Origin of the sequence: Reyranella sp. (assembly GCF_050185545.1) — a bacterium.
Taxonomy (GTDB): domain Bacteria; phylum Pseudomonadota; class Alphaproteobacteria; order Reyranellales; family Reyranellaceae; genus Reyranella.
In genome coordinates this window covers 1-4,282 of record NZ_JBFWZI010000333.1, presented here as the reverse complement: position 1 = coordinate 4,282, position 4,282 = coordinate 1, and the positions used below count along the sequence as shown (strand labels likewise).

The 4,282-nt window shown below is 67.1% G+C and carries 5 protein-coding genes; 3 read left to right on the top strand and 2 right to left on the bottom strand.

Annotated elements, in window-relative coordinates; translation table 11 throughout:
• Nucleotides 1–938: hydroxyacid dehydrogenase (locus AB7O82_RS37570; RefSeq protein WP_428621851.1), on the bottom strand; the 938-nt coding region annotated here is incomplete at its 3' end.
• 199 nt (nt 939–1,137) lie between these two features.
• Nucleotides 1,138–1,617, bottom strand: coding sequence for an Lrp/AsnC family transcriptional regulator (locus AB7O82_RS37565; RefSeq protein WP_428621849.1), 480 nt, complete (start codon nt 1,615–1,617; stop codon nt 1,138–1,140).
• Between the two features lie 89 nt (nt 1,618–1,706).
• On the opposite strand from AB7O82_RS37565, the gene AB7O82_RS37560 reads away from it, so the two are divergent.
• The 3 genes from AB7O82_RS37560 (at nt 1,707) to AB7O82_RS37550 (ending at nt 4,271) form a co-directional block, all read left to right on the top strand.
• Nucleotides 1,707–1,985 (top strand): DUF6356 family protein, encoded by a 279-nt coding sequence (locus AB7O82_RS37560; RefSeq protein ID WP_428621847.1) that lies wholly within the window; start codon nt 1,707–1,709, stop codon nt 1,983–1,985.
• Between the two features lie 230 nt (nt 1,986–2,215).
• Nucleotides 2,216–3,733 (top strand): FAD-dependent oxidoreductase, encoded by a 1,518-nt coding sequence (locus tag AB7O82_RS37555; protein WP_428621845.1) that lies wholly within the window; start codon nt 2,216–2,218, stop codon nt 3,731–3,733.
• 145 nt (nt 3,734–3,878) lie between these two features.
• A complete protein-coding gene (locus AB7O82_RS37550) occupies nt 3,879–4,271 on the top strand; it encodes an HPF/RaiA family ribosome-associated protein (RefSeq protein ID WP_428299710.1) in 393 nt (130 codons plus the stop codon).
• Nucleotides 4,272–4,282: the final 11 nt, after the last annotated feature.

The following is a 4,282-nucleotide window of genomic DNA, read 5'->3' as shown; positions in this document are numbered from 1 at the left end:
ACGCTCAGGATGTTCTCGATCGCGGTCTGCGCCATGCGATCGCTCGCCTCCTTGGTGACGCCGGCCATGTGCGGGCTGAAGATCACGTTCTCCAGGCCGAACAGCTTGTTCTTCGGGTCGGGCGGCTCGCGGTCGAGCACGTCGAGGCCGGCGCCGCGGAGCTTGCCGGTGGAGAGCGCGGTGTAGAGCGCTTCCTCGTTGATGATGCCGCCGCGCGCGGTGTTCACCAGGAAGGCATCGGGCTTCATCAGCGCCAGCGTCTCGGCGTTGAACATGTTGATCGTCTCGGGGGATTTCGGGCAGTGGATCGACACGAAATCGACCTTGGGCAGGATCGCCTTGAGGTCGGTCACCTTCTTCGCCCCGGTCTTCTCGATCTCGGCCGCGGGGATGTTCGGGTCTATGACGTAGACGTCCATCTCGAAAGCGACGCTGCGCTTCACCGTGCGCGAGCCGATGCGGCCCATGCCGACCACCAGGATCGACTTGCCGGCGAGGTCGGACGGCAGGTCGGACAGGCGCTGGCCCCATGTGTTGTCGCGCACGAAACGGTCCATCTTCTTCGCCAGCCGCGCCGAGGCGAGCAGCATGTACATGGCGTGCTCGGCGACCGACACCGAGTTGGCGATGCCGGTGGTCATCAGCGGGATCTTGCGCTTGTTGAGCGCCGGGATCTCGACGGCGTCGAAGCCCACGCCGAGCCGCGCCACAACCATCATGCCGGGCGCGGCATCGAGCTCGGCCTGGCGGAACGGCGTGCCGCCCAGGGTGACGGCGTTGGCGTCCTTGAGCTTGGGATGCAGCGAGGGCACCGAATCGTCGGTCAGGATCTCGTAGTCGACATCGTCGCGCGTCTTCAGCACGTCGATTCCGGCCTGCGGCATGCGGCCGACGATCAGCACCTTCTTGCGATTATTGCCGGAATTGCCCGTGGTCATCGTTTCCCCTGCGGTCACAGCTTGCAAACGGCGGCGATCCTAGGGCCGTGAACCGGCCGACGCTAGAGCGGTTTGCGGACCGCGGGCGTCCCGCCCGCTCACGCGTCTAGTCCTGTGCGGGCGGGTCGCCCGCGGGCCGCGAGTGCGAGAGCGCCAACGGAGTGGCGCGCTCCCGGCAAAGAGCCCCCCTGCGGTGCGTTCACGGCAGGTAGTGAAGCGGCAGCCGCGTGGTGGACTTGATCTCCTCCATGGCGAACATCGAGGTGACGTCGCTGAGCTCGATCTTGGCGATCAGGCGCTTGTAGAAGGCGTCGTAAGCCTCGATGTCGGGCAGGGCCAGGCGGATCAGGTAATCGATCTCGCCGCTCATGCGATAGCAATCCATGACCTCGGGGAACGACGCCACCGCCTTGGCAAAGCGGCCGAGCCACTGGGCATTGTGCTGGGCGGTTCGCACCGCCACGAACACCGTGACGCCGGCGTTCACCGCCTTGCGGTCGAGCAGCGCCACCCGGCTGCGGATGATGCCAGCCTCCTGCAGGCGGTTGATGCGCCGCCAGCACGGCGTGGTAGAGAGCCCGACCCGGCGGGCGAGCTCGGCCAGTGCCATGCTGGCATCGTCCTGCAGGCAATCGAGTATCTTCCTATCGAAGTCGTCGAGATGAATTTTCTCAGCCATGCCCGCACCTGGGAATGATTTTCCGACCATAGCGCGGTTCGATGCAAAGGTAGCAAGCCGTTTTTCGGCGCCCCCGGTACGCTTTCCCCATGCTCCGCCGCTTCACCGATCATCCCGCCTCGGTCAACGAGACCTACCTGCAGCATATGGCCATGGCCTTCGGCTTCGGTGGCCGAATGCTGCTGGGAAGCCTCGCCTGCTTCGTGCATGGGATCTTCCCATGGTTGTGCCTGACCCGCGGCAGCGACACGATCCGAGCGCTTCATCATCGGATGGTGACCCATCGGGTGGTGCGCTCCGCGGCGCCGGACCGGCTCACGCCAGATCGGCCCAGGCCCGACAGCAACGCCGTGGCGGCCGGCGACTAGGCACTCGAGTCCCAAGTTGACGGGCGCCGCGATATCATTGTCCACTTGATCCGCGGTGAAGGAAGCTCATGGCTGGGAGCGCGCCACTCCGATGGCGCTTTTCTCGGTGATTGCACATCCCATGTGCGCAATCGGAGTGGCGCGCTCCCAGCTAAGAGGCGAGGTCGAAGGGAAAAGTTAGCGCCTATGGAGTGGCGCGCTCCCAGCGCGTCTTCACGGGAGGAGCCGTCATGAGCGAGGACAAGAAGCCCAGCGGACCCGATCTGACGCAAGGCGTGCGGCTCGCCGATTTCACCGACGGCAAGCTCCTCGGCCATGTCGGGGATGCCGACGTGCTCCTGCTGCTCGTCGGCCCGGAGGTGCTGGCAATCGATCCGTCGTGCAGCCACTATCACGGGCCGCTGGCGGAGGGCCTGGTGGTCGGCGACACGATTCGCTGCCCCTGGCACCATGCCTGCTTCTCCCTCAGGACCGGCGAGGCGGTGCGGGCGCCCGCGCTCGGCCCGCTGGCGATCTGGCAGGTGGAGCGGGACGGCGACAGGATCGTCGTGCGACGCAAGTTGGAACCGCCGCGACGACCTGCCCCGCGCCACGCCGACGCGCCCGGCAGGATCGTGATCGTGGGCGGCGGCGCGGCGGGGTTTGCCGCGGCCGAGATGCTGCGGCGCGAGGGGTTCGCCGGCGCCATCACCCTGTTGAGCGACGATACCGCCGCGCCGGTCGACCGGCCCAACCTGTCCAAGGACTATCTCGCCGGCCAGGCGCCCGAGGATTGGGTGCCGTTGCGTCCGGACGACTACTATCGCGATGCCGGCATCGAGCTTCGCCTCGACACGCACGTGGCGTCGATCGATCCCAGGGGTCGCACCGTGCAGCTCGCCCGGGGAGAGGCGGTGCCGTTCGACCGCCTGCTGCTCGCCATGGGAGCGGAGCCCGTGCGGTTGCCGATTTCCGGCGCCGAGCCGCGGCGAATCCACACCCTGCGCACGCTCGCCGACAGCCGCGCGATCATCGCCGCGGCGGGCGAGGCCAAGCGCGTGCTGGTCGTCGGCGCGAGCTTCATCGGCCTCGAGGTCGCGGCCTCGCTGCGCAACCGCAAGCTCGAGGTCCATGTCGTCGCCCCCGAGCAGCGACCGATGGAACGCGTTCTGGGAGCGGAAATGGGCGACTTCGTGCGTGCGCTGCACGAGGAGCACGGCGTCGTTTTCCATCTGGGGGACACGGTGGCGCAGATGGAAGGGACACGGGTGACGCTGAAAAATGGCGGTACCCTCGATGCCGATCTGACCGTGCTTGGCGTCGGCGTGCGGCCTCGCCTGACGCTCGCCGAGCAAGCGGGACTCGCAATCGATCGCGGTGTCATCGTCGACGCCTTTCTCGAGACCAGCGCGGCCGGCATCTTCGCCGCCGGAGACATCGCGCGCTGGCCCGATCCGCGAGGCGGCAGCATCAGGGTCGAGCACTGGGTCGTCGCCCAACGGCAGGGCCAGACCGCGGCGCGCAACATGCTGGGACAACGCGAACGCTACGACGCCGTGCCGTTCTTCTGGAGCCAGCACTACGACGTGCCGGTCAACTATGTCGGTCATGCCGAGAGATGGGACGACATCCGGATCGACGGCAGAATCGGCGAGCGTGACTGCCTCGTCGAGTACCGCCAGGCTGGCCGCGTGCTGGCGGTGGCGTCGATCAATCGCGACCTGGCGAGCCTTCAGCGCGAGCTGTCGATGGAGCGCGAGCCCGGATAGCTTCCGTCTCGGCGCGCGGCATGCAGCGTGCTATGCTGAGCGTGCATTGCGCGGACCAGGGCATGTCGGGAAGGGCTCGCCCCCGTCTGCAACCCCGTCCCTGCGCCCCGCGTTCCCGAATGACGGCCAGAACGAAGGAGGGATCATGCACACGCCGCTCAGGGTCACGTTCCAGAACACGCCGTCCAGCGATGCAATCCGGCGACTGATAGAGGAACAGGCCGAGCATCTCGAGCAGTTCTTCGGCCGAATGACGGCGTGTCACGTGGTCTTCAGCCTGCCGGACGGCAACCATCGCAGCGGCGGGCTGTACGAGGTCGCCATCCACATCAAGATGCCCGGCGGCCTGACCGTCGACGTCGATCGCACGCCGAGCCTCGACGAACGCCATTCCGATCCGCAGTTCGCCGTCAGCGACGCCTTCCGGCGTGCCAGCCGTCGCCTGAAGGATCGCGCCAAGGTCATGCGGCGCGAGGTGAAGTCGCTGCACAAGCGCTCCGACCGCGATCTCGACCAGCCGCCCGAGAAGAACGACTAGCCTCTTCGGGA